Annotated in this window: 23 protein-coding genes; 14 read left to right on the top strand and 9 right to left on the bottom strand. The window is 67.4% G+C overall.

Annotated features, from left to right (window positions below; all coding sequences use genetic code 11):
• Positions 1–9: 9 nt before the first annotated feature.
• Together folK and folB are read right to left on the bottom strand one after the other, a co-directional pair.
• The gene (gene folK / locus KGR00_RS17500) at positions 10–528 is read right to left on the bottom strand and encodes a 2-amino-4-hydroxy-6-hydroxymethyldihydropteridine diphosphokinase (RefSeq protein ID WP_224418914.1); all 519 of its coding nucleotides are present in this window, start codon (positions 526–528) and stop codon (positions 10–12) included.
• Positions 529–882 (bottom strand): dihydroneopterin aldolase, encoded by a 354-nt coding sequence (gene folB, locus KGR00_RS17495; protein ID WP_224418915.1) that lies wholly within the window; start codon positions 880–882, stop codon positions 529–531. It lies immediately after the preceding gene.
• 91 nt (positions 883–973) lie between these two features.
• On the opposite strand from folB, the gene plsY reads away from it, so the two are divergent.
• Complete coding sequence (gene plsY, locus KGR00_RS17490; RefSeq protein ID WP_224418916.1) at positions 974–1,564, top strand: glycerol-3-phosphate 1-O-acyltransferase PlsY; 591 nt, start codon at positions 974–976, stop codon at positions 1,562–1,564.
• Between the two features lie 61 nt (positions 1,565–1,625).
• Here the strand turns inward: plsY and tsaD are convergent, their stop codons facing one another.
• Positions 1,626–2,657, bottom strand: coding sequence for a tRNA (adenosine(37)-N6)-threonylcarbamoyltransferase complex transferase subunit TsaD (tsaD, locus tag KGR00_RS17485; RefSeq protein WP_224418917.1), 1,032 nt, complete (start codon positions 2,655–2,657; stop codon positions 1,626–1,628).
• A 270-nt stretch (positions 2,658–2,927) separates the two neighbouring features.
• Between tsaD and rpsU the strand changes: the two genes are divergently transcribed.
• From rpsU to rpoD, 3 genes are all read left to right on the top strand, one after another.
• Positions 2,928–3,143: a 30S ribosomal protein S21 gene (gene rpsU / locus KGR00_RS17480; RefSeq protein WP_031382407.1), complete on the top strand. Its 216-nt coding sequence runs from the start codon at positions 2,928–2,930 to the stop codon at positions 3,141–3,143.
• A gap of 135 nt (positions 3,144–3,278) precedes the next feature.
• Complete coding sequence (gene dnaG / locus KGR00_RS17475) at positions 3,279–5,096, top strand: DNA primase (RefSeq protein ID WP_224418918.1); 1,818 nt, start codon at positions 3,279–3,281, stop codon at positions 5,094–5,096.
• A gap of 242 nt (positions 5,097–5,338) precedes the next feature.
• Positions 5,339–7,198 (top strand): RNA polymerase sigma factor RpoD, encoded by a 1,860-nt coding sequence (rpoD, locus tag KGR00_RS17470; RefSeq protein WP_129140605.1) that lies wholly within the window; start codon positions 5,339–5,341, stop codon positions 7,196–7,198.
• A gap of 71 nt (positions 7,199–7,269) precedes the next feature.
• Here rpoD and KGR00_RS17465 read toward each other — a convergent pair whose 3' ends face one another.
• Both KGR00_RS17465 and gcvA read right to left on the bottom strand, forming a co-directional pair.
• Positions 7,270–7,896 carry a hypothetical protein gene (locus tag KGR00_RS17465; RefSeq protein WP_224418919.1) on the bottom strand — a complete coding sequence of 209 codons (627 nt, stop codon included), beginning with the start codon at positions 7,894–7,896 and terminating at the stop codon, positions 7,270–7,272.
• A gap of 121 nt (positions 7,897–8,017) precedes the next feature.
• Positions 8,018–8,944 carry a transcriptional regulator GcvA gene (gene gcvA, locus KGR00_RS17460; RefSeq protein WP_129140607.1) on the bottom strand — a complete coding sequence of 309 codons (927 nt, stop codon included), beginning with the start codon at positions 8,942–8,944 and terminating at the stop codon, positions 8,018–8,020.
• Between the two features lie 144 nt (positions 8,945–9,088).
• Between gcvA and KGR00_RS17455 the strand changes: the two genes are divergently transcribed.
• Together KGR00_RS17455 and KGR00_RS17450 are read left to right on the top strand one after the other, a co-directional pair.
• A complete protein-coding gene (locus tag KGR00_RS17455) occupies positions 9,089–10,468 on the top strand; it encodes an L-serine ammonia-lyase (RefSeq protein WP_129140608.1) in 1,380 nt (459 codons plus the stop codon).
• Positions 10,469–10,758: 290 nt separating this feature from the next.
• On the top strand, positions 10,759–11,553 hold the full coding sequence (locus KGR00_RS17450) for a Crp/Fnr family transcriptional regulator (RefSeq protein ID WP_224418920.1): 795 nt from the start codon (positions 10,759–10,761) through the stop codon (positions 11,551–11,553).
• A gap of 4 nt (positions 11,554–11,557) precedes the next feature.
• Here KGR00_RS17450 and KGR00_RS17445 read toward each other — a convergent pair whose 3' ends face one another.
• Positions 11,558–12,436, bottom strand: a complete 879-nt coding sequence (locus tag KGR00_RS17445; RefSeq protein ID WP_224418921.1) for a LysR family transcriptional regulator — start codon at positions 12,434–12,436, stop codon at positions 11,558–11,560.
• 141 nt (positions 12,437–12,577) lie between these two features.
• On the opposite strand from KGR00_RS17445, the gene KGR00_RS17440 reads away from it, so the two are divergent.
• Together KGR00_RS17440 and fghA are read left to right on the top strand one after the other, a co-directional pair.
• On the top strand, positions 12,578–13,687 hold the full coding sequence (locus KGR00_RS17440; protein WP_224418922.1) for an S-(hydroxymethyl)glutathione dehydrogenase/class III alcohol dehydrogenase: 1,110 nt from the start codon (positions 12,578–12,580) through the stop codon (positions 13,685–13,687).
• A 49-nt stretch (positions 13,688–13,736) separates the two neighbouring features.
• A complete protein-coding gene (gene fghA, locus KGR00_RS17435) occupies positions 13,737–14,591 on the top strand; it encodes an S-formylglutathione hydrolase (RefSeq protein WP_129140612.1) in 855 nt (284 codons plus the stop codon).
• A 117-nt stretch (positions 14,592–14,708) separates the two neighbouring features.
• Here the strand turns inward: fghA and KGR00_RS17430 are convergent, their stop codons facing one another.
• A complete protein-coding gene (locus tag KGR00_RS17430; RefSeq protein WP_224418923.1) occupies positions 14,709–15,590 on the bottom strand; it encodes a helix-turn-helix domain-containing protein in 882 nt (293 codons plus the stop codon).
• A 174-nt stretch (positions 15,591–15,764) separates the two neighbouring features.
• Between KGR00_RS17430 and pobA the strand changes: the two genes are divergently transcribed.
• Together pobA and KGR00_RS17420 are read left to right on the top strand one after the other, a co-directional pair.
• Positions 15,765–16,949, top strand: a complete 1,185-nt coding sequence (gene pobA, locus KGR00_RS17425; RefSeq protein ID WP_129140614.1) for a 4-hydroxybenzoate 3-monooxygenase — start codon at positions 15,765–15,767, stop codon at positions 16,947–16,949.
• 171 nt (positions 16,950–17,120) lie between these two features.
• On the top strand, positions 17,121–17,981 hold the full coding sequence (locus KGR00_RS17420; RefSeq protein WP_224418924.1) for an ion transporter: 861 nt from the start codon (positions 17,121–17,123) through the stop codon (positions 17,979–17,981).
• 20 nt (positions 17,982–18,001) lie between these two features.
• Here the strand turns inward: KGR00_RS17420 and KGR00_RS17415 are convergent, their stop codons facing one another.
• Both KGR00_RS17415 and KGR00_RS17410 read right to left on the bottom strand, forming a co-directional pair.
• Entirely contained in the window at positions 18,002–18,379 is a 378-nt protein-coding gene (locus KGR00_RS17415) for a hypothetical protein (protein WP_224418925.1), read from the bottom strand.
• A 36-nt stretch (positions 18,380–18,415) separates the two neighbouring features.
• The gene (locus KGR00_RS17410; protein WP_129140617.1) at positions 18,416–18,832 is read right to left on the bottom strand and encodes a hypothetical protein; all 417 of its coding nucleotides are present in this window, start codon (positions 18,830–18,832) and stop codon (positions 18,416–18,418) included.
• Positions 18,833–19,009: 177 nt separating this feature from the next.
• On the opposite strand from KGR00_RS17410, the gene KGR00_RS17405 reads away from it, so the two are divergent.
• The 4 genes from KGR00_RS17405 (at position 19,010) to KGR00_RS17390 (ending at position 22,458) form a co-directional block, all read left to right on the top strand.
• Entirely contained in the window at positions 19,010–19,354 is a 345-nt protein-coding gene (locus KGR00_RS17405; protein WP_224418926.1) for a PepSY domain-containing protein, read from the top strand.
• Positions 19,355–19,361: 7 nt separating this feature from the next.
• The gene (locus tag KGR00_RS17400) at positions 19,362–20,033 is read left to right on the top strand and encodes a response regulator transcription factor (protein ID WP_129140619.1); all 672 of its coding nucleotides are present in this window, start codon (positions 19,362–19,364) and stop codon (positions 20,031–20,033) included.
• Positions 20,030–21,424, top strand: coding sequence for a HAMP domain-containing sensor histidine kinase (locus KGR00_RS17395; protein WP_224418927.1), 1,395 nt, complete (start codon positions 20,030–20,032; stop codon positions 21,422–21,424). Before KGR00_RS17400 ends, KGR00_RS17395 begins: the two co-directional genes overlap by 4 nt.
• A gap of 71 nt (positions 21,425–21,495) precedes the next feature.
• Positions 21,496–22,458 carry a sugar-binding transcriptional regulator gene (locus KGR00_RS17390; RefSeq protein ID WP_224418928.1) on the top strand — a complete coding sequence of 321 codons (963 nt, stop codon included), beginning with the start codon at positions 21,496–21,498 and terminating at the stop codon, positions 22,456–22,458.
• Positions 22,459–22,501: the final 43 nt, after the last annotated feature.

Here is a 22,501-nt window from a genome sequence, read left to right as displayed (position 1 = left end):
CTCGTCGGCTCAATCCGGCGCGGAAATGCGTTGGCCCCGCCAGGTGAATGTCACCGGCCAGAGCCGCTGGTCGTCCACCGTGAAGCGTGCCCAGAGGTCGGCATAGCGTTCGCCGCTGGACGGATGGCGCGCGTCCGGCAGCAGTTCGGCGAGCGGCTGGAGGACGAAGGCGTTGGCGGTGATCTCGGCGCGTGGCAGTTCGACCCCGTCGATGAGACCGCGCTGCTCGCCGACCGTCAGCAGGTCGACGTCGAGCCGCCGGGGGCTGAACTTGGGGCTGTCCGGGCGTCGCCCGTGGGCGAACTCGAGACGCTTGCACCAGGCCTGCAGCTCGCCCACCGAGGCGTCGCTGGAGAAGGCCGCGACCAGGTTGTAGAAGTTGCGACCGTCCTCGAAACCCACCGGCTCGCTCTCGAACACGCGTGACACGCGCAGGTCGGTGAAATCGGCGGCCAGGGCGTCCAGGCAGCGACGCACGTGATGGGTACGCTCGATGTTGCTGCCGATGCTGACGACCACGCGAACCATCTAGACCGCTCCTCGCTCGATGCTCACGCCCACCGCGCGTGCCTGGGCCACGGCGCCGGGCTTGCGAACCGTGAGGCGCAGCCAGGCGATGGCGAACTCCTCGCGCAGCAGTGTCGCCAGGCGTTCGGCGAAGGTCTCGACCAGCGCGAAGTCGCTGGCCGCGGCGAACGCCAGGATGCGCTCGCTGATGGCCGCGTAATCGAGCGTCCGGTCAAGCTCGTCGCCGGCCGCGGCGGGGCGAATGTCGGTGGCCAGTTCCAGGTCGAGTTCGAGCGTCTGACGGATGGTGCGCTCCCAGGCGTAGGCGCCGATCACCGTCTCCACCGTCAGTCCTTCGATCAGCACGCGATCCACGATGTCTCCTTCAGCGGTGTGCAAACCTTCGATTGTAATGCAGCAAACTGGCAGAATCCCGGGTTGCCCCTGCGTTTTTGCGGATGTCGCCATGCCTGAATCCTTCGTCCCCGCTACCGCCGTGCTGATGGCGTTCGGCTATCTGTGCGGCGGGCTGCTGGGCGCGGTATGGGTGTGCCGCGCCGCCGGGGCCGAGGATCCGCGCCGCCACGGCTCGCGCAATCCCGGCTTCTCCAACGTGCTGCGCCTTCACGGGACGCGTCTGGCGCTGGCGACGCTGTGCGTGGATGCCACCAAGGGCATGCCCGTGCTGTGGCTGGCCAAGGCCATCGAGCTGCCGCCCTGGGGCCAGGGGCTGGTGGGGCTGGGGGTGCTGCTGGGTCACAGTTATCCGCTCTGGCACGGCTTTCGTGGCGGCAAGGCGGTGGCCAGCGCCTTCGGCGTGTTGCTGGTGCTGACCCCGTGGGTGGCCTTGCTGTGTGCCTGCTGCTGGGCGCTGCTCGCCTGGCGGGTGCGTACCGCCGCGGTGGCCTCGCTGTCCAGCGCCCTTGCGGCCCCGCTGGCGAGTCTCTGGCTGGCCCCGGACTATGCCGTGGTGGTCAGCGTCTTCGCGGTGCTGGTGCTGGTGCGTCATGCCTGGAACATCCGTCGCCTGCGCGGCGGTGGCGAGCCGGGGTTATAAACCGGAAACGGGAAGCCCGTCCGAGGTCCAGCAGTTTTACCCTGATTTCGGGCTTCGGTTTTCAGCCGGCGGGCGGTGCCAGCTCGGCCAGTGGCCAGCGGGGCGTGGCGAGCATGGCGTCGGCGTCGCGCTCGCCGGCCAGCAGACGCTGGGCCCCTACGTAAGCGATCATCGCCCCGTTGTCGGTGCAGAAGCGTCCCCGGGGGTAGTAGGCCCGGGCGCGGCGCTTGGCCAGTTCGCCGTCGAGACGCTCGCGCAGGCGCACGTTGGCGCTCACGCCACCGGCCACCACCAGCCGCTCGAGCCCCGTCTCGTCCAGTGCCCGGCGGCACTTGATCGCCAGGGTGTCGATCACCGCGTCCTCGAAGGCGCGAGCGATGTCGGCGCGCCCGGCGTCGTCGAGGGTCCCGGCCTCGCGCAGGGCGTTGACGGTGGTCAGGGTGTGGGTCTTGAGACCCGAGAAGCTGAAGTCGAGCCCCGGGCGGTCGGTCATCGGCCGGGGGAAGCGAAAGCGTGTCGGGTCGCCGGACTCGGCCAGCCTGGCGACCTGGGGTCCGCCGGGGTAGGGTAGCCCGAGCAGCTTGGCGGTCTTGTCGAAGGCCTCGCCGGCGGCGTCGTCGACCGATTCGCCGAGCAGGCGGTAGTCGCCCAGCCCGCCGACCGCCACCAACTGGGTGTGCCCGCCGGAGACCAGCAGCGCGACGAAGGGAAAGGCCGGCGGCGCGTCCTCGAGCATCGGCGCCAGCAGATGGCCTTCCATGTGGTGCACGCCGAGCACCGGGATGCCCAGCGCCCGGGCCATGCCGTGGGCCGTCGCGGCACCGACCATCAGCGCCCCGACCAGGCCGGGGCCGGCGGTGTAGGCGATAGCGTCGAGATCGGCGCGGCCGAGGCCGGCGTCGTCGAGCACCTCCTGGATCAGCGGCAACAGCTTGCGGGTGTGATCGCGGGAGGCCAGTTCGGGGACCACGCCGCCGAAGTCGGCATGCATGGCGACCTGGCTATACAGGGCATCGGCCAGCAGGCCGTGTTCGGTGTCGTAGAGGGCGACACCGGTTTCGTCGCAGGAGGTTTCGATCCCCAATACGCGCATGGTTCGGCTCGTCGGTGCTGGGTGAGGGCGCCATTCTACGCGTTTCGCGGCGTATCCGGCAGAGCGTGCGGCGATGGTTTGCAAAGCTCGTCATCCGGCACTAGAATACCTGACTCTGCAAGACTGGGTCGTGCGCCCGATACCCGAATCAGTTCCCCCTTCAGCCGTCTTGGGCCCGCTTCTCGAGAAGCGCGGGGAGTGATCTCATCGGGGTCGCATCGGGGCGTGCGTTCAAACCGAACTCATGATTCCAAGGTAGGTGAGTGCTTAATGCCTTCTGTCAAAGTACGTGATAACGAGCCGTTCGACGTAGCCCTGCGTCGCTTCAAGCGTTCCTGCGAAAAAGCCGGCGTTCTGTCCGAAGTGCGTCGTCGCGAGAGCTATGAAAAGCCGACCGCAGTACGCAAGCGCAAGGCAGCCGCGGCCGTGAAGCGTCACGCCAAGAAACTGCAGCGTGAGCGCAAGCGCTTCGAACGGTTGTATTGATCCGTACTTGGGGCAGTTTCTGCCTCAGAGGGACGCCAAGCGGCCGCCACTCCGGTGGCCGTTTGTTTTTGTGGCCGGCGGGCCGGGCGTCAGGCGTCCGGGCCGTCGCCGTTGGCTGCTTTCGAGAGTGCGTGCATGGCCGGGCAGATCCCCCAGCGCTTCATCGATGACCTGCTCTCGCGCGTCGACGTGGTCGACGTGGTCGGCGAGCGGGTGCAGCTGAAGAAGGCCGGGCGCAATCACGCCGGGCTCTGCCCCTTTCATCAGGAGAAGTCGCCCTCGTTCACCGTCAGTCAGGACAAGCAGTTCTATCACTGCTTCGGGTGTGGTGCCCACGGCAATGCGCTGCGCTTTCTGATGGAGTACGACAACCTGCGCTTCCCCGAGGCGGTCGAGCAGCTCGCCTCGCGGCTGGGCATGGAGGTGCCGCGCGAAGGCGCCGACGACCCGCAGGCCCAGGCCCGCGAGCGCAAGCGCCGCGAGGCGGACAACCTGCTCGAGCTGTCGACGCGCTTCTTTCGCGAGCGCCTGTCGATGGGCGAAGGTCGCGCCGGCCGCGAGTATCTCGAGCGCCGCGGCTTGTCGCCGGAGGTGATCCGCGACTTCGCGATCGGCTATGCGCCGGATGCCTGGGAGGCGCTCAAGCGCCACCTCAACGAGCAGGGCGTGAGCGACGCGGTGCAGGTCGAGTACGGGCTGCTGGTGAGTCGCGAGGACAGCGGGCGCGTCTACGATCGCTTCCGCGACCGGGTGATGTTTCCGATCCGCGACTGGAAGGGGCGCACCCTGGGCTTCGGCGGTCGCGTGCTGGGCGATGCCAAGCCCAAGTACCTCAATTCGCCCGAAACGCCGGTATTCCACAAGGGGCGCGAGCTCTACGGGCTCCACGAGGCGCGCCAGGCCGACCGCCGGCTCGAGCGGCTGGTGGTGGTCGAAGGCTACATGGACGTGGTGGCGCTGGCGCAGTTCGGGATCCGCAATGCGGTGGCGACCCTCGGCACCTCGGTGACCGAGGAGCACGTCAATCGGCTGTTCCGGCTGGTCGGCGAGGTGGTGTTCTGCTTCGACGGCGACAATGCCGGGCGGCAGGCCGCGCGTCGGGCCCTGGAAGCGGTGCTGCCGCAGATGATCGACGGTCGTCAGGTGCGGTTCCTGTTCCTGCCCGAGGGCGAGGACCCCGACAGCCTGGTTCGGCGCGAGGGCACCGAGGCGTTCCGCGACCGGGTGACCTGCGCCAGCCCGCTGTCCGAGTTTCTCTTCGAGCAGGCTGCCGAGGGGCGGGATCTGCGGCGCGTCGAGGACCGGGAACGCTTTGCCAGCAGCGTGCTCCAAGCCTTGAAGCGCCTGCCGGAAGGGGTGCTCAAGTCGCTGCTGCTCGGCGAGCTGGCGACGCGTACCGGCATCGATCAGGGCCGGTTTGCGGCGCTGCTGGATGATGGCAGTCGGGACGAAACCGCGGCGCCGGCCGGCGACGAGATGCCGCCGATCGATGCCGGGGGCGTGTCGGGCGAGACCGCGCCGCGGCGCTCCCGAGGGGCGCTGTCGCTGATGGCGCGTGCCCTGCAACTGCTGGTGCACGAGCCGGGGCTCGCCGAGCGGCTACCTGAAGATTTCGACTGGTGTGCCGATAGTGAGGATGGCGATGCGGGGTTGTGTCGCGATGTGGTCCGGCTGTTGCGCGCCGGGCGCTACCGCAGCCCGCAGGTATTGCTGGCGCATTTCCACGGCACTCCGGAGGGGCAGCGTCTCGAGGCCTTGGCACGGCGCGAACTGCTGATCCCGCGTTCGGCGCGAGCCGCCGAGCTGGATGGTCTGATCGAGCACTTTCGCCGCCAGCGGCAGTCGCCCCAGGAGGAGATCGACGCCCTGCTGGCCAGGCAGGCGAGTGGCGAGCGGCTTTCGCAGGAGGAGCGTCAGCGGCTGACGGCGCTGTTCCTCGCGGACAAGCGCTAGACCCGCTGCCAGCATCCCGAGCCGGCGGGAATTTGGGCAAAGGGTTGAATTATCGCCTAACCTCCCCATCTAAGGGATAAGCAAACGAAAGCGTAACCCAACAAGCTAACACACCTGGATGGCGGCGCAAATACAACGAGTGGCGGGTTGTCGACCAAATCCGCTATACTAGTGGGCTTAGTCAGATTCTCACCGCCTTTTCGTTCAGGTGCTTCATTCTTCTTCGTCGATATAGGGTTTCTATGGCTGGAAATGCACAGCAGTCACGTCTGAAGGAGTTGATCGCGCGCGGCAAGGAACAGGGCTTCCTGACCTATGCCGAGGTCAACGACCATCTCCCTGAGGATATCGCCGACCCGGATCAAGTGGAAGACATCATTGGCATGATCAACGACATGGGTATCAATGTCGTTGAGGAAGCCCCTGATGAAGACACCTTGATGATGTCGGATCAGTCCGCCGACGAGTCGGCCGCCGAAGAGGCGGTGGCTGCGCTGGCGGCGGTGGAAAGCGACGTCGGTCGTACCACCGACCCGGTGCGCATGTACATGCGCGAGATGGGGAGCGTCGAACTGCTGACCCGCGAGGGCGAGATCGAGATCGCCAAGCGTATCGAGGAAGGCACCCGCGAGGTGATGTCCGCGCTGGCCTATCTGCCCGGCGCCGTGGACTCGATCCTCGAGGCCTACGATACCGCCCAGGACGAGGAGGCGCCCGGCCGCCTGTCCGATCTGTTCTCCGGTTTCATCGACCCCGACGAGGGGATTCCCGGCGTGGCCGAGGCCGAGGTTCCCGAGGAGGAGCCGGCGGCCGAGCTCGACGATGGTGACGAGGCGTCCGACGACGACAGCGACGACGACGAGGAAGACGACAGCTCCTCCAACGAGGGTGGCCCGGATCCCGAGGAGGCGCGGGCGCGCTTCGAGCAGATCCGCGAGCAGAACGAGCTGGTCAAGGCGTTGATCGCCAAGCATGGCCTGGGCTCGGCCGAGGCGAATGCCGAGCAGGCGCGTCTGGCCGAGTTGTTCTCGCCGATCAAGCTGGTTCCCAAGCACTTCGAGCGCCTGGTCGGTCAGGTGCGGATCAGCGTCGAGCAGGTCCGCGACCAGGAGAAGTCGATCCTTCAGGTGTTCGTCAAGCGTGGCAAGGTGCCGCGCAAGACCTTCATCAAGACGTTCCCGGGCAGCGAGTCCGATCCCGAATGGATGGATCGCTTCCTGGCCGACAACCCCAAGTACGCCGATCGCCTCGAGCCGTTCCGCGGCGACGTCCAGCGTGCCCAGCGCAAGATCGCCTTCGAGGAGGAGCTGATCCAGCTGCCGGTGGGCGAGATCAAGGAGGTCAACCGCCGGCTGTCGATCGGCGAGGCCAAGGCGCGGCGGGCCAAGAAGGAGATGGTCGAGGCCAACCTGCGCCTGGTGATCTCGATCGCCAAGAAGTACACCAACCGCGGCCTGCAGTTCCTGGATTTGATCCAGGAGGGCAACATCGGCCTGATGAAGGCGGTGGACAAGTTCGAGTACCGGCGCGGCTACAAGTTCTCGACCTACGCCACCTGGTGGATCCGCCAGGCGATCACCCGCTCGATCGCCGACCAGGCGCGGACCATCCGCATTCCGGTGCACATGATCGAGACCATCAACAAGCTCAACCGTGTCTCGCGGCAGATGCTCCAGGAGATGGGCCGCGAGCCGACGCCGGAAGAGCTCGGCGAGCGTCTCGAGATGCCCGAGGACAAGGTGCGCAAGGTGCTCAAGATCGCCAAGGAGCCGATCTCCATGGAGACGCCCATCGGCGATGACGACGACTCGCACCTCGGCGACTTCATCGAGGACGGCACCATGCTGCTGCCGATCGACTCGGCCACCGGCGAGGGCCTGATCGAGGCCACCCGCAACGTGCTCGGCGGGCTCACCGCGCGCGAGGCCAAGGTGCTGCGCATGCGCTTCGGCATCGACATGAACACCGACCACACCCTCGAGGAGGTCGGCAAGCAGTTCGACGTTACCCGTGAGCGCATTCGTCAGATCGAAGCCAAGGCATTGCGCAAGCTGCGCCACCCGAGTCGCTCGGAGCCGCTGCGCTCGTTCCTCGACGAGTAAGCCGCTGCCCGCCGACGCCGCCAGGCGCGTCGCTCAAAGGCGCCCGCGAGGTTTTTCTCGCGGGCGCTTTTTCATGGGCGTTCGTCGGCTCGCCGTCGTCTCAGGCGGCGGGCCAGCAGCAGCAGTTCGACGACGGCGAACAGGATCAGCGTATAGCCGAACGTCTCGGTGACTTCCTCGGCCGCCGTCTTGAACAGCCGCAGATAGTGATCCTGCAGCACCGCCTGCCAGAAGCGCTCGCTGCCGAACAGGCGCGAAAAGACATAGGTACACAGGAAGCCGCCGGCAAACAGCCCGAAGGCGAAGCTGTCGGCGTAGCCCTGGAATTCGGCGAGAAAGCGCCGCCGGTGGCGCCAGGTATCGCCGAGCGCGGCAATCACCACCAGTGCCACCATCACTTGCCAGGCACCGTCGGCGACGTGGGTGTCAAGAAAGGCATCCTGTTCGCGGATCGACGAGGCGAGCAGAAAGCCCAGCAGCAGTCTGGCCACGTGACAGTAGGGGCGGCCCCCGGGCGCCTGGGTGGCCAGCAGGAGGACGCCGGCCGCCAGCAGCAGCGACTGCAGGTGCTCGGTCAGGCCGTCTTCGCTGAGCGCGATGCCGTGATGCGTCGCGCTGTACCACTGGACGGCCAGCAGCTGCGCGGCGGTGGCCAGTGAGTAGAGCAGGGCGCGCAGGCAGGCGGCTTGGAAATCCATGCGCCGCGTCGGTGCTTGGGAGGGTGCAGTCATTGCGATGAGTCCCGCTGGAAGTTGGCAAACGGCGTTTCTTAAGGTTTTATTATACTCAAATGTTAGCCTGCCAACTATTGGTGCGTGCTCAATCCTGCCCGGGCTGGCGCCGGGCCTCCTCGACCAGCCAGTCGTGCACGGCACGGATGCGGCGGTCGTCGAGCGCCCCGGGGGCGTGCACGATGCCGTAGTGCTTGTCGGTGGCCACCCGCTGCGCGAAGGGCGCGACCAGTCGCCCGGTCTGCAACTCGGTGGTGATCAGGGTGCGGCGGGCGATGGCCACGCCCATGCCGTCGATGGCCGCCTCCATGGTCAACTGGTTGCGGTTGAAGGTGTAGCCGCGTCGCACGTTGACGTGCGGGGCGTCGATGGCGGTGAGGTAGTGCTCCCATTCGGCATAGTCGTGGCTGCCGCGCCAGGCGGTGACGTCGTGCAGCAGCGGATACCAGGCGAGGTCCTCGGGGCGTCTCAGGGGCGGGCGGCCGCGCATCAGGCCGGGGGCGCAGACCGGGAAGATCACCTCGTCCATCAACGGCGTGATCGCCAGCCCCGGGTAATGGCCGTCGTTGAGGTCGAGGGCCAGGTCGAAGTCGCCGTCGCGCAGCGACAGGTTGCTGTCCTCGGCTGTGACGTGCAGTTCGATGTCGGGAAAGCGTGCCTGCAGCCGCGGCAGTCGCGGCATCAGCCACTTGGCGAGGAACGACGGTACGCTGCGCAGGCGCAGCACGCCGCTCATCACCCCCGAGCGCAGGCGGCGCACCTCCTGGCCTACCGACTGATAGGCCTCGTCGACCACGCCGGCCAGGCGCCGCCCTTCGTCGGTGAGTTCGAGTCGCCGCGGCAGGCGGCGGAACAGCTTGAAGCCCAGGCGCTCCTCGAGCTGCTTGATCTGCTGACTGACGGCGCCGGTGGTCACGTGCAGCTCCTCCGCAGCGCGGGTGAACGAGAGGTGGCGGGCGCTGACGGCGAAGACCTTCAGCCAGGCGTGGGTCTGGGCGTTGAGTGTTCGGCTCATGGTTTAGCTATTCTAAAGGGAAAGCCAGTTATTCTGGGTTGTTCCTCGTATAAAGGGCGCGCAGTCTAGAGTCAATCCCGCCTGGTGACTGGCGGGTTTAGTGATTCTCATACAAGAAGACGTCGAGACGACGGAGGAGGCAGCGTGGCCATCAGTGTGTTCGACCTGTTCAAGATCGGTGTCGGCCCGTCGAGTTCGCACACCGTCGGCCCGATGCGGGCGGCCTGCACCTTCATCGAGTCGCTGCGCGAACAGGACCTGCTCGAACGGGTCGCGCGGATCGAGGTTCAACTGTTCGGCTCGCTGTCGGCCACCGGCATCGGTCATGGCACCGACCGCGCGGTGATCATGGGGCTGATGGGCGAGCGGCCGGACGCCATCGATCCGGCGATCATCGCGCCATGCATCGAAGAGCTGCTGGAGGCCCAGACCCTGCTGCTGGACGGCCGGCTGGCGATCCCCTTCGTCTGGGCCCGCGACATGCAGTTGCTCGACGACAACCTGCCGCACCATCCCAACGCCATGCGCCTGATCGCCCACGGCCACAGCGACGAACTCTATCGCAACACCTACTATTCGGTGGGCGGCGGTTTCGTCATCGACGAACGCCAGGCCCAGGCCGGCGAACTGGACGTCGATCACACCGCGTTGCCCTACGATTTCAACAGTGCCGGTGAATTGCTGGCGCTGTGCCGCCTGCACGGCCTGCGCATCAGCGAACTGATGCTGGCCAACGAAAAGGCCTGGCGCGACGAGGCCGAGATCCGTGCCGGTCTGTGGCGGATCTGGGAAGCGATGCAGGAGTGTGTCGACAACGGCCTGCACCACGAGGGCGTGCTGCCCGGCGGGCTCGACGTCAAGCGCCGGGCCAAGCGGCTGCACGAGCGGCTGCTGGCCGCCGAGGACGATCCGGGGCTGATCGTCTCGACCTTCTCGGCGATGGACTGGGTCAACGTCTTCGCCCTGGCGGTCAATGAAGAGAACGCCGCCGGCGGCCGCATGGTGACCGCGCCCACCAATGGTGCGGCGGGGATCATCCCGGCGGTGCTCCACTACTACATGAAGTTCAAGGCCGGCGCCTGCGAGCGCGACGTGGTCGATTTCCTGCTCGCCGCCGGCGCGGTGGGCATCCTGTGCAAGAAGAACGCCTCGATCTCCGGCGCCGAGGTGGGCTGTCAGGGCGAGGTCGGCTCGGCCTGCGCGATGGCCGCCGCCGGGCTCGCCGAGGTCATGGGCGGCACGCCCGCCCAGGTCGAGAACGCCGCCGAGATCGGCCTCGAACACAACCTGGGGCTGACCTGCGACCCGATCGGCGGCCTGGTTCAGGTGCCGTGCATCGAGCGTAACGCCATCGCCTCGGTCAAGGCGATCAACGCCGCCCAGATGGCGCTGCGCGGTGACGGCGATCATTTCGTGTCGCTGGACAAGGCGATCCGCACCATGCGCGACACCGGGGCCGACATGCAGGACAAGTACAAGGAGACCTCGCGCGGCGGCCTGGCGGTCAACGCCATCGAGTGCTGACGTTTCCGGCGTCCGGCGCGCCCGAGCCGGACGCTCTTCTCTTCCCCCTCCCGCTTTCCGGTCCGCTTGCGTATCCTGCCCGTGTGCTGCTAGTAAAGAGTGATCAATGCACCGACGCGAGGCCCTTCTTCGAGCAGAGGGTGGCGCTGTATTAACTTGAGTTATCGGCGTTTTTGCTGGGACGGGCCACCATAAGGCGTTTTCGTGTTGCGGCGAAAAACGTTGTCCGTCATGGAACCAACGAAGAAGAAGACGCTGCATGCGCTGGATAACCGGGAGAGCGTACCGACGTGAACCGTAACGATAGCTGTATCATTCGCCATTTCAGCCACTACTGCGCCCTGTCCGACGACGACAAGGCATTGCTCTGCGAACTCGAGGACAGCCCCCAGGACGTCAAGTCGGGGGATGTCCTGTGGAAGGAGAACGACCTCGCCAGCGAATTCTGCACGGTGAGCCGTGGCTGGGCCTATTCCTATCGCAATCTGGGCGACGGCAGCCGCCAGATCCTCGAGGTCTTCCTGCCCGGGGACATCATCGGCCTGCGTGAATTCGCCTTTTCCCAGCGCCTGGCGGGCGTGTCGATGATCGACGACGGGGTGATCTGTCAGTTCCCCCATCGCCGTCTGCTCGACATCTTTCGCCAATCGACCACCCTGACCGCCGTGCTGTTCGCGATCTCGAGTCGTCAGCAGTCGCTGCTCACCGAGCGGCTGGTCAACCTGGCGCGGCGCACCGCTCATCAGAAACTCGCTCACTTTCTCTACGAGATGTACGTACGCCTCGATCAGACCGGTGCCGCCGGCGAGGGCAAGTTCCGCCTGCCACTGTCGCAGGAGCAGCTGGCCGACACCCTGGGGCTGAGCGCCGTGCATGTCAGCCGGACCTTTTCGGCCTTCCGCGAGGAGGGGCTGGTGCTGCGCGAGCGCCACAAGGTCACGCTGCCCGACCCGCAGGCCCTGGCCCAGGTCGCCGAGTTCGACGCCTGCTATCTCAACGACAGCGTGCGGCCGATCTTCCTGGAGAACGACAATGCGGCGATGCGCCCGCCCAACGGGGTGAGTGCCTCGGCCGTGAAATCGTGAGGCGTCAGAGCGCGGCCGGCAGGTGTGCCACCAGGTGATCGACGAACTGGCGGACCTTGGCGGACAACTGGCGGTGGCGGGGATAGACGGCCCATACCGCGGTCTCGGTGAACTGGTAATGGTCGAGCACCGAGATCAGCTCGCCCGCGGCCAGGTGGGGGGTCACGTAGTAGTCGGGCAACTGGGCCAGCCCCAGTCCCTTGAGGGCGGCGTCGAGCAGTGCCGGGCCGGAATTGGCCTGCCAGCGCCCGCTGACCCGTACCTCCCGGCGCTGGCCGTCGACGGCGAACAGCCAGCTGTCCCGCGAGCCGAGCAGGCACTCGTGACTGGCCAGCTCGGCCAGGCTATGGGGGCGCGAGACCTGCTGGAAGTAGTCGCGGGAGCCCACCACGTACTCGCGGCGCTCGCACAGGCGCCGGGCGATCAGGCTGGAATCCTTGAGCACGCCCATGCGGATCGCCAGGTCGAAGCCTTCGTCGACGAGATCCACCTGACGGTTGGTGAAGTGCATGTGCACCGCGAGTTGCGGGTGGCGGCACCGGAAGTCGTTGACCAGCGGGGCGATGTAGCGCTCGCCGAAGGTCGTCGCACAGGTCAGTCGCAGGGTGCCCTTGGGTCGCGCCTGGAAGTCGTTGAGGGCGGTTTCGGCCTCGCGGAAGCCGTCGAGGAGATGGCGACAATGCTCGTAGTAGAGCGCCCCGGCGTCGGTCAGGCTCGAGCGCCGGGTGGTGCGATAGAGCAAAGGTGTGCCCAACTGGTTCTCGAGCTGGCCGACCAGGCGACTGACGTGGGAGGTGGAGACCCTGAGCTGGCGGGCGGCGGCTGAGAAGCCGCCCTGACGGACCACTTCGACGAAGGCTTCGACACGATCCCAGCGCTGCATTGTTGCTCCCTGGCAATAATCTTGTGACGGCGACGGCATTTATCGTGCCCCGCCGAGGGCCTAGACTGGTGACACAGGTTCATGATGCCACGCCCGCCACGCTGAGGGGCCGGCGTCCACCGTTCACGAGGAGAATGATCGATGAAATCACGCGCCGCCATCGCCTGGGAAGCCGGCAAGCCGCTGGAGCTGGCCGAGATCGACGTCCAGGGTCCCAAGGCCGGCGAAGTGCTGGTCCAGATTGCTGCGACCAGCGTGTGCCACACCGATGCCTACACCCTGTCGGGCAAGGACCCCGAGGGGCTGTTCCCGTCGGTTCTGGGTCACGAAGGGGCGGGGATCGTCCAGGAAGTCGGCGAGGGTGTCACCAGTCTCCAGCCCGGCGATCACGTGATCCCGCTGTATACCGCCGAGTGCGGCCAGTGCAAGTTCTGCCTGTCCGGCAAGACCAACCTTTGCAGCGCGGTGCGCGCGACCCAGGGCAAGGGGTTGATGCCCGACGGTACCTCGCGTTTCTCGCTGGACGGCAAGCCGATCCACCATTACATGGGGTGCTCGACGTTCTCCGAGTACACCGTGCTGCCCGAGGTCTCGCTGGCCAAGGTCTCCAAGGAGGCGCCGCTCGACAAGATCTGCCTGCTCGGCTGCGGGGTGACCACGGGCATCGGCGCGGTGCTCAACACCGCCAGCGTCGAGCCGGGCTCGACCGTCGCGGTGTTCGGCCTGGGGGCGATCGGTCTGGCAGTCATTCAGGGCGCGCAGATGGCCAAGGCCTCGCGGATCATCGCCATCGACGTCAATCCGGACAAGTTCGAGCTGGCCCGTCAGTTCGGCGCCACCGAGTTCGTCAATCCCAAGGACTACAGCGACCCCATCCAGCAGGTGATCGTCGATCTGACCGACGGCGGGGTCGACTACTCCTTCGAGTGCATCGGCAACGTCAACGTCATGCGCTCGGCGCTGGAGTGCTGCCACAAGGGTTGGGGCGAATCGATCATCATCGGCGTCGCCGGCGCCGGCGAGGAGATCTCGACGCGGCCCTTCCAGCTGGTCACCGGGCGCGTCTGGAAAGGCTCGGCGTTCGGCGGGGTCAAGGGCCGCACGCAGTTGCCGGGCTATGTCGAGGACTACATGAACGGCAAGATCAAGATCGACGAGTTCGTCACCCACGACATGCCGTTCGAGCAGATCAACGAGGCCTTCGAGCTGCTGCATCAGGGCAAGAGCATTCGTACCGTCCTGCATTACTGATGGCCATGGCGGGCGCTTGAGCCCGCCACTCACGACACGAGGAGAACGCATGAGCATGTCCGAAACGCTGGAGCTGGTTTCCGCCACCAAGTCGTTCGGCGGCTGGCTCAAGCGTTACAAGCATCACGCCCGCTCGCTGGATTGCGAAATGGTCTTTGCCATCTACCTGCCGCCGCAGGCGGAGGAGGGCAAGGTGCCGCTGCTGTGGTGGCTGTCGGGGCTGACCTGCACCGACGAGAACTTCATGCAGAAGGCCGGCGCCCAGCGCCTGGCTGCCGAGCTGGGCATGGCCATCGTCTGCCCCGACACCAGCCCGCGCGGGCTGGACCTGCCCGGCGAGCACGACAGCTACGACTTCGGCTCCGGGGCCGGTTTCTACGTCAACGCCAAGCGCGAACCGTGGTCCCGGCACTACCGGATGTACGACTACGTCAACGACGAGCTGCCGTCGGTGGTGCGCCAGCACTTCCCGGTCAACGGCCGCGAGGCGATCAGCGGGCACTCGATGGGCGGTCACGGGGCGCTGGTACTGGCACTGCGCCAGCCGGGTCGCTTCGCCTCGGTATCGGCCTTCGCCCCGGTGGTCAATCCCAGCGTGGTGCCGTGGGGGCAGAAGGCCTTCACCAACTATCTGGGCGACGACCACGGCCTGTGGACCCAGTACGATGCCTGCGAGCTGGTCGCCAAGGGCGTGTCGCGCCAGCCGCTGTTCATCGACCAGGGCGAGGCCGACAACTTCCTCGAAGAGCAGTTGCGGCCCGAACGGCTCGAGGCGGTGTGCGAGAAGCACGATCACCCGCTGACCCTGCGTCGTCAGCCGGGCTATGACCACAGCTACTTCTTCATCGCCACCTTCATCGATGACCACCTGCGCTATCACGCCAAGCATCTCAAGCTGCTCTGAGACGCGGCGACCGCGCCTTGCGAGAACCCGAACCCCCGCCACCCGGCGGGGGTTCGTCGTTCCCGGGTCGGTACGACAAGTCGGCGAGTTAAGGCGGTTCTCGTACAAGGCCCGGGGTCAGCGCGAGAGCCGGAATGCCTTGGGCGATTGCCCGCTCAGGCGCTTGAAGAAGCGCGTGAAATAGGCCGGTTCGGAGAAGCCCAGCATGTCGGCGATCTGACCCACGGTCATGTTGGTGTAGGTGAGCTGGCGCTTGGCCTCGAGCAGCAGTCGCTCGTGCAGCAGCTGCAGGGCGCTGCGACCGGCCAGGCGCCGGCACAGGGTATTGAGATGGGCGCTGGTCACGCCGATCCGGGCGGCGAGGGACTCGATGCTGGGCTGTTCGGTGTAGTGGTCGTCGATCAGCGCCAGGAAGTGTTCGAGGTGAGCCTGACCGCGATCGTGGCTCGGTGCGCGGCGTGGCCGGCGACGTTCGGCACGCCGCGCGATCTGCACCGCCAGGGCCTGGACCAGCGCGTGCAGCAACGGTTCGCGGCCGGGCGCGGGGCGGTGATACTCGCGCTCGACCTGCCCCACCAGGGTGTCGATCGTCACTGCCTCGGGCTGCTCGGCGAGCGGGTAGTGTGCCGGCCGGTTCAACACCTCGCCGAGTGCCGCGAGACGCTCGTGGAGGTGGCTGGCGAGCGGCTTGGCGAGGCTGATGATGTGCCCGTCGATGTCGGTCGAGAAGTGGAATCCATGGATCGTCACCGCCGGGACGACGATCACCAGCGGCCCTTCGAGATGGCGCTCGTTACCCTCCAGGCTCAGGTGGACCCGGCCGCTGCGGATGTGCAGCAGATGCAGCAGGTCGGCATGGCGGTGGGGCTTGATATGCCAGTCGTGCAGGCGGCTGCGGGCGGCGATCGACTCGCAGTGCAGCAGGTCCGGTGTCGGCCAGTGGCCGGTTTCGCCATAGAGCTGGAAGACCGGGATGCGGTCCTGGCGACGTTCTGGCATGCGCGTCCCCGGCGTGGGTTTGGAAGGTCGACCAAAGTCAGGGGTGGTTCTTGAAAATGTCCAACCCTGTCTATCGATTTTGCCTTAAATGGCGTCTGGAATCGATGAAAAATACAACTCATCGATTCCCGTGACGACGGGTGGCTTGCTGCCCGGACCCAAGAGGCAATAACCATGAAGACACAAGTGGCGATCATCGGGGCCGGCCCCTCCGGCCTGCTGCTGGGCCAACTGCTGCACCGGCAGGGCATCGACAACGTGATTCTCGAACGACGCAGCGGCGAGTACGTGCTCAGCCGCATCCGTGCCGGGGTGCTCGAGCAGGGGATGGTCGACCTGCTGCGCGAAGCCGGCGTCGATGAACGCATGGACGCCGAAGGGCTGCCCCACGACGGCTTCGAGCTGGCCTTCGACAACCGCCGCGTGCGTGTCGACCTCGCCGAACTCACCGGCGGCAAGCGCGTCATGGTCTACGGCCAGACCGAGGTCACCCGCGATCTGATGGCGGCGCGTCGCGAGGCCGGCGCGACGACCCTCTACGAAGTCGACGACGTCCAGCCCCACGACCTGGAGACCGACCACCCCTACGTCACCTTCGAGAAGAACGGTGAGACGCTGCGCCTCGACTGCGACTACGTGGCCGGCTGCGACGGCTATCACGGGGTCTCGCGTCGCTCGATCCCCGAGGATCGTCTCAAGACCTTCGAACGGGTCTATCCGTTCGGCTGGCTGGGGCTGCTCGCCGACACCCCGCCGGTTTCCGACGAACTGATCTATGCCAGTCATGCCCGTGGTTTCGCGCTGTGCAGCATGCGTTCGAAGACCCGCAGCCGCTATTACGTGCAGGTCGGGGCCGACGAGAAGGTCGAGGACTGGTCGGATGCGCGTTTCTGGGAGGAACTCGCGGCGCGCTTGCCGGAGGACGTCGCCGCGAAGCTGGTGACCGGCGAGTCGCTGGAGAAGAGCATCGCGCCGCTGAGAAGCTTCGTCGCCGAGCCGATGCAGCATGGTCGCTTGTTCCTGGTCGGCGACGCCGCGCACATCGTGCCGCCCACCGGCGCCAAGGGCCTCAATCTGGCCGCCAGCGACGTCAACACGCTCTATCGCTTGCTGGTCGGGGTCTATCGTGACGGCCGGGACGATCTGATCGCCCGCTACTCCGAGGTCTGCCTGCGGCGTATCTGGAAGGCCGAACGCTTTTCCTGGTGGATGACCTCCAACCTGCACAAGTTCTCCGACGACGAAGACTTCACGCGGCGCATCCAGCAGGCCGAGCTCGACTACTACACCAGTTCCCGGGCCGGGCTCACCACCATCGCCGAGAACTACGTGGGCCTGCCCTACGAAGCCCTCGAGTAATCCCCCCGGGCCTGCCCGTCCATGCCCGGCTGCGGCGGGGCTGGCGAGCGCCCCGCGGCGCGGCGTCACGCCCTCGCGGGGCCTCGGGCTCGCCAGAGCGTCTTCCCGCGCGTATCCTGACACGCTTCGACCCGCCCCCAGCCGGAGACGCGTACCGCGCCGCATCGTGCCATGGAAGACCGCATCACCCCCTTTCAGCTTTTCATCCTGGTACTGTCCTTCTACGTGCTCGGTGCCTTGATCGCCGACACCTTCTTCGCGCTGTCGCCGGAAGTGTCGCGGCTGCTGCAATACATCGACCTGATGGTCTGCGTGTGCTTCTTCATCGACTTCTGCCTGCGTTTTCGGGCGGCGAAGAACAAGTGGCACTACATGCGCTGGGGCTGGATCGATCTGCTGGCCAGCATCCCCGCGGGCTGGCTGATGGGGGCCAAGGCCTTCCGCGTGGTGCAGTTGATTCGTCTGTTGCGGGCGCTCAAGTCCCTGGAGCTGATCTGGCGGCTGATCTTCCGCAACAAGGCCAAGGGTGTACTGGCCTCGGCGGCCACCCTGACGGTGTTGCTGGTGGCCTTCAGCGCACTGGTCATGCTGCTGGTGGAAAGTCCCGATCCCGACAGCCCGATCGATACCGCCGAGGAGGCGCTGTGGTGGGCGGTCGTCACGGTGACCACCGTGGGCTACGGCGACTACTACCCGGTGACGACGCCGGGGCGCGTGGTGGCGGTGCTGCTGATGGTCTGCGGGGTGGGGCTGTTCGGTAGCTTCGCGGCCTACATCAGCTCGCTGTTCGTCGCCGATCAGGGCGAGCGCGAATCCCGCCAGCACCGCGCCGACCGCGAGATGGTCCGTCATCTCAATCAGCAGATGGCCGCCCTCAGCGAGGAAGTGCAGGCGTTGCGCGAGGTGCTGGCCCGCCACTATCCGGAACTCGATGCCGACGCGGCGTCCGGTAACGAAACGCCGCCGGCAAGCCGGGAAGAGGGCGGCACGCGCCCCGAGCCCGGACCCGACGACGCGCCGCGCGGCGGTTAAGCGCCACGCGGCCGGGGGGCTCAGCCCTTGTCCAGATAGTCGCCCTCGAGTACCTCGTGGCGCGCGTCCGGTCCCGAGCGGGGCGACGCGGCGTGCGCTCCGCCGGCATTGCCGCCGACGTCCTGGGCGCGCTCGGCGCGCAGCGCGTCGATGCGCTTCTTCATGCGATGGCGCAGCAGGGGCATCATCAGCCAGCCGACCAGCAGGAAGAACAGCCCCAGCACGGTGCCCACGAGCATCAGGGTGCCGAACAGCAGCCAGGTGAAGAAGAGTTTCACGCCGCCCCCCGACGTGGAGGGGCGCGCCTGGCGGGCACGCTGCTGCCAGTCGCGTGCCGCCTGCCAGGCGGCGTTCTCACGGCGGGCGCGGGCATGCAGGGTGTCGTGATGATCAGTCATGGTTCACTCCGGTGACCGGTAAAGTCGTCGAACGGGTCAGATGACGTGAGTGGCGGCGTCATCGATGTCGACATGGCCTGTGTCATCGACAGCGAGGGACGCGAATCGTTGCACGTCGTCGTGTTGCGCGTCGTTCAGCGCCCGGGTGACCTCGGCGCCGGACAGTCGCCAGTGCAGGCCATCGGCGGCCGCGTCGTTCGGGGAGGCGAGCGAGCCGTCGCGCAGCAGCCGGTCGACATCGACCTGCCAGCCCGCGTCGCGCCAGCCTTCGCCCTCGCGCCGGTCACGATCGTCGACGGCGATCTGGCGATAGGCGGCGATGCCGTGGCGATCGGCCTGGGCGAGCAGCGAATCCAGCTCGCCGGGCGCGAAACTGCCTTCGTCGGCGAATGCCAGGCTGGACAGGCTGCCGGAAAAGGCGACGGGGACCATCATCAGACGCAGTGATTTCATGGCGCTTCTCCTTGGTCGACGGACGCGCGGTCCGGGTTCTCGACATCCGTTTTACGCCGTGCCACCTTGCTGCGACCTGAAGAAGTCGTTCATGGTGCGTTCATCCGGGGCGCGTCCCGCCGAAAGCCAGCACGCCAGTTCATGGTGCATTCATGCAGCCTTTGGCAGGCTGGCGCCATGAACGCACACTATCGCTTTCCTTGCTGTCGGGCCGTCCTGCTGGCCATGGTGCTGGTCACGGCCTCGGCGTCCGTGGCGGCCGACGACGACTGGCGGCAGCTCCACGAGGCGGTCCGCCAGGGGCGTCTGGTAGCGTTGCCCAGTGTGCTCGACTGGCTGCAGCAGCGCTACACGGGACAGATTCTCGAGGTCGAGCTCGAGAGTGACGACCAGGGGGCGCCTCGCTACGATGTCGAGATGATCGGCCCTCAGGGGCAGGTGGTGCGGTTCGAATTCGATGCCGCGACCGGTGAACTGCTCGACAGCCAAGGCAGCCATATCGAGGCGATGAAGCGACGATGACGCGATCATGAAGATACTGCTGGTAGAAGACGACCGGGCCCTGGCCGAGGCACTCGGCGAGGCGCTGCGCGACGCGGGGCTGCTGGTCGAAACCGCCGAGAGCGGCGGTGAGGCCGACTTTCTGGTGCGTACCGAGCGTTACGATGCCGTGGTGCTCGACCTGGGGCTGCCGGACGGCGACGGCACCCGCTGGCTGGCGCAGTGGCGCGACGACGCCATCGACCTGCCGGTACTGGTGCTCACCGCCCGCGAGCGCTGGTCGGACAAGGCGGCGGGGTTCTCCGCCGGGGCCGACGACTATGTCACCAAACCGTTCGAGACCGCCGAGGTGCTGTTCCGCCTGCGTGCCCTGGTACGCCGCAGCCACGGCCACGCCCATCCGGTGCTGACCCTCGGCGAACTCACCTACGACACCCATGCCGGCAGCATCAGCGTGGCCGGTCGGCCGGTGACCCTGACCGCCCAGGAATCGCGGCTGCTGGCCTACCTGATGCACGCCGCCCCGCGTATCGTCAGCCGTGGCGAACTCGCCGAGCACGTCTACGACCGCGACCACGAACCCGATTCCAACGTCATCGACGTCCAGATCAGCCGCCTGCGGCGCAAGCTGGGCAGCGAGCGCATCGAGACCCTGCGCGGGCAGGGCTATCGGGTGGTCGCGCCCGAGGATGGTGCGTGACGGCAACCGCCGGCTCGCGCCTGCGCGCCCTGGCGTCGCGCCCCGCCGGCTGGTCGCTGGGCCAGCGACTGCTCGCCGCCGCGCTGGGCCTGGTGGTGGTGATCCTGCCACTGGCCGGACTGGGCCTGGCCTACAATTTCCGCGAATCGGTCACCGCCTCGTTCGACCAGCGACTCTCCTCGCTGTTGCAGGTGGTGCTGGCCGATCTCGACTACGACCCCGCCGAGCAGCGCCTGCAGGTCTCGCACTCGCTGGGCGACGCGCGCTTCCAGCGGGTGTTCTCGGGCTGGTACTGGCAGATCACCGACCGGCAGGGCACCTCGCTGGTCTCGCGTTCGCTGTGGGATCAGCGGCTGCCGGTGTCGATGGCCGACGGCATCAGCGTGCGCAACATCAGCGGTCCGCGCGGCGAACCGTTGCGGGTGATCGAACGCGACGTCCACCTGCCCGGGCACCCGCAGCGGCTGCACGTCAGCGTCGCCGCCTCCCGCGAGGAACTCGACGCCGAGGTGGCGCGCTTCGAATGGCTGCTGGGACTGTCGCTGTTGACCCTCGGCGGGCTGCTGATCGGCGGCCTGGCGTTGCAGATCCGCTGGGGGCTGGCGCCGCTGCGACGCCTGCACGCCGACCTGGAGCGGGTCGAGTCGGGGGCCGGGGAGCGGCTCGACACGCGCCTGCCCGGCGAACTCAGCGAGCTCGCCGAGGCGATGAACGAGGTCCTCGAGCGTGACCGCGGCCTGATCGAACGCGGCCGCAGCGCCGCCGGCAACCTGGCCCACGCGCTCAAGACGCCGGTCAGCGTGCTCAAGACCGTCGCCGACCGGCTGCCCGAGGCCCAGCGTCGCCAGGTACGCGACGAGCTCGGACGCATCGACGAGGCCGTGCGTCACCATCTCGCCCGGGCGTCGGCGGCGGGCGGCTCGACGCTCACCGGGCGGGTGCGGATCGGCGAGGCGATCGCCCCGGTGGTCGACGGTCTGGCACGGCTGGCGGGGCGTCGCGGCATCGCCCTCGAGCGCGAACTCGATCCCGAGCTGACCGTGCGCATGGACCCCCAGGACCTGCAGGAGCTGGTCGGCAACCTGCTCGACAACGCCATGCGCTGGGCCGAGCGGCGGGTACGGCTGAGGGTGCACGCCGAGGACGACGGCGTTTGCCTGCTGATCGAGGACGACGGGCCGGGAATGAGCGCCGCGCAGCGCGAGGCGGCACTCGCCCGCGGCGCCCGGCTCGATGAACATCGCTCCGGTTCGGGGCTGGGCCTGGCGATCGTCGAGGACCTGATGACCCTCTACGGCGGTTCGCTGAACCTCGAGACCGCCGCGCTCGGTGGGCTCGCGGCACGCGTGCGTCTGCCCGGCGGCACGCCGGCCTCGCCCCGCCACCGCTGAGCCCGCGTATTGTGCCCGCTCTTGCCGGCTGCGATGATCGGCCCCTTGGCAAGTGACGAGAATACCCCGCCATGGATAAGTACGACCTCAAGCTCGATCAGGCGGCCCGGGCCGCCTGGCTCTCCTATGTGGGCGGACGTACCCAGGACGAGATCGCCGGTCAGCTCGGCGTGTCGCGCCCCGGGGTCCAGCGCCTGCTGGCCCTGGCGCGCCAGGAGGGACTGGTCAAGGTCCACATCGATCATCCGCTCGCCGGCTGCATGGCCATGGGGGAAGCCCTGGTGTCGCGTTTCGATCTGAGCTTCTGCGACGTGGTGCCCTCCGATCCGGCGCCGCAGGACAACGGCTCGGCCTTTCTCGCCCTGGCCGGCGCCGAGCGGCTGTCGCGCTACATCGACCGCAGTGAGCCCTTGACGCTGTCGCTGGGGACCGGCCGCGTGGTGCGTGCCACGGTCGAGGCGTTGAGCCGCACGGAGCGCCCCCAGCATCGCTTCGTCTCGCTGGTGGGCAACGTCGCCCGCGACGGCTCGGCCAACCGCTACGACGGGGTCATGGTGCTCGCCGACAAGACCGGCGCCGAGCGCTTCCTGCTGCCGGCGCCGGTGGTCGCCGCCTCGGTGGCCGAGAAGGACGCGCTGCTCGCCCAGCATCTGGTCCAGGCGGTCAGTGCCGTGGCCATGGAAGCCGAGGCGGGGTTCATCGGTATCGGCCGTATCGACCCCCAGGCGACGCTGTTTCAGGATCACTTCATCAGCGAGGCCGAGCTCCGGGAACTGCTCGATGCCGGGGCGGTGGGCGAACTGCTGGGCTGGCCGCTGAACGCCGCCGGCGAACTCGTCGAATGCCCGCTCACCCGGCGGATCACCAGTCTGCCGTTGCGCCGCCTCGCCGGACAGACGCTGGTCGGTCTGGCCGGCGGGCGCGACAAGGGGCCGGCGATTCTCGCCGCCTTGCGTGGCGGCTGGCTCAAGGGGCTGGTGACCGACGAGGCGGCGGCGCGCTATATCGTCGAGCAGGCGGAGGCATCCTCTTAGGCCAAAGTCTAAGCGCCGCGGTTTGCTTTTTTTGGGGCCCTAA

This window comes from Modicisalibacter sp. MOD 31.J (assembly GCF_020147985.1).
In the GTDB taxonomy this organism is placed as follows: domain Bacteria; phylum Pseudomonadota; class Gammaproteobacteria; order Pseudomonadales; family Halomonadaceae; genus Modicisalibacter; species Modicisalibacter coralii.
This window is presented reverse-complemented; position numbering and strand designations above follow the sequence as displayed.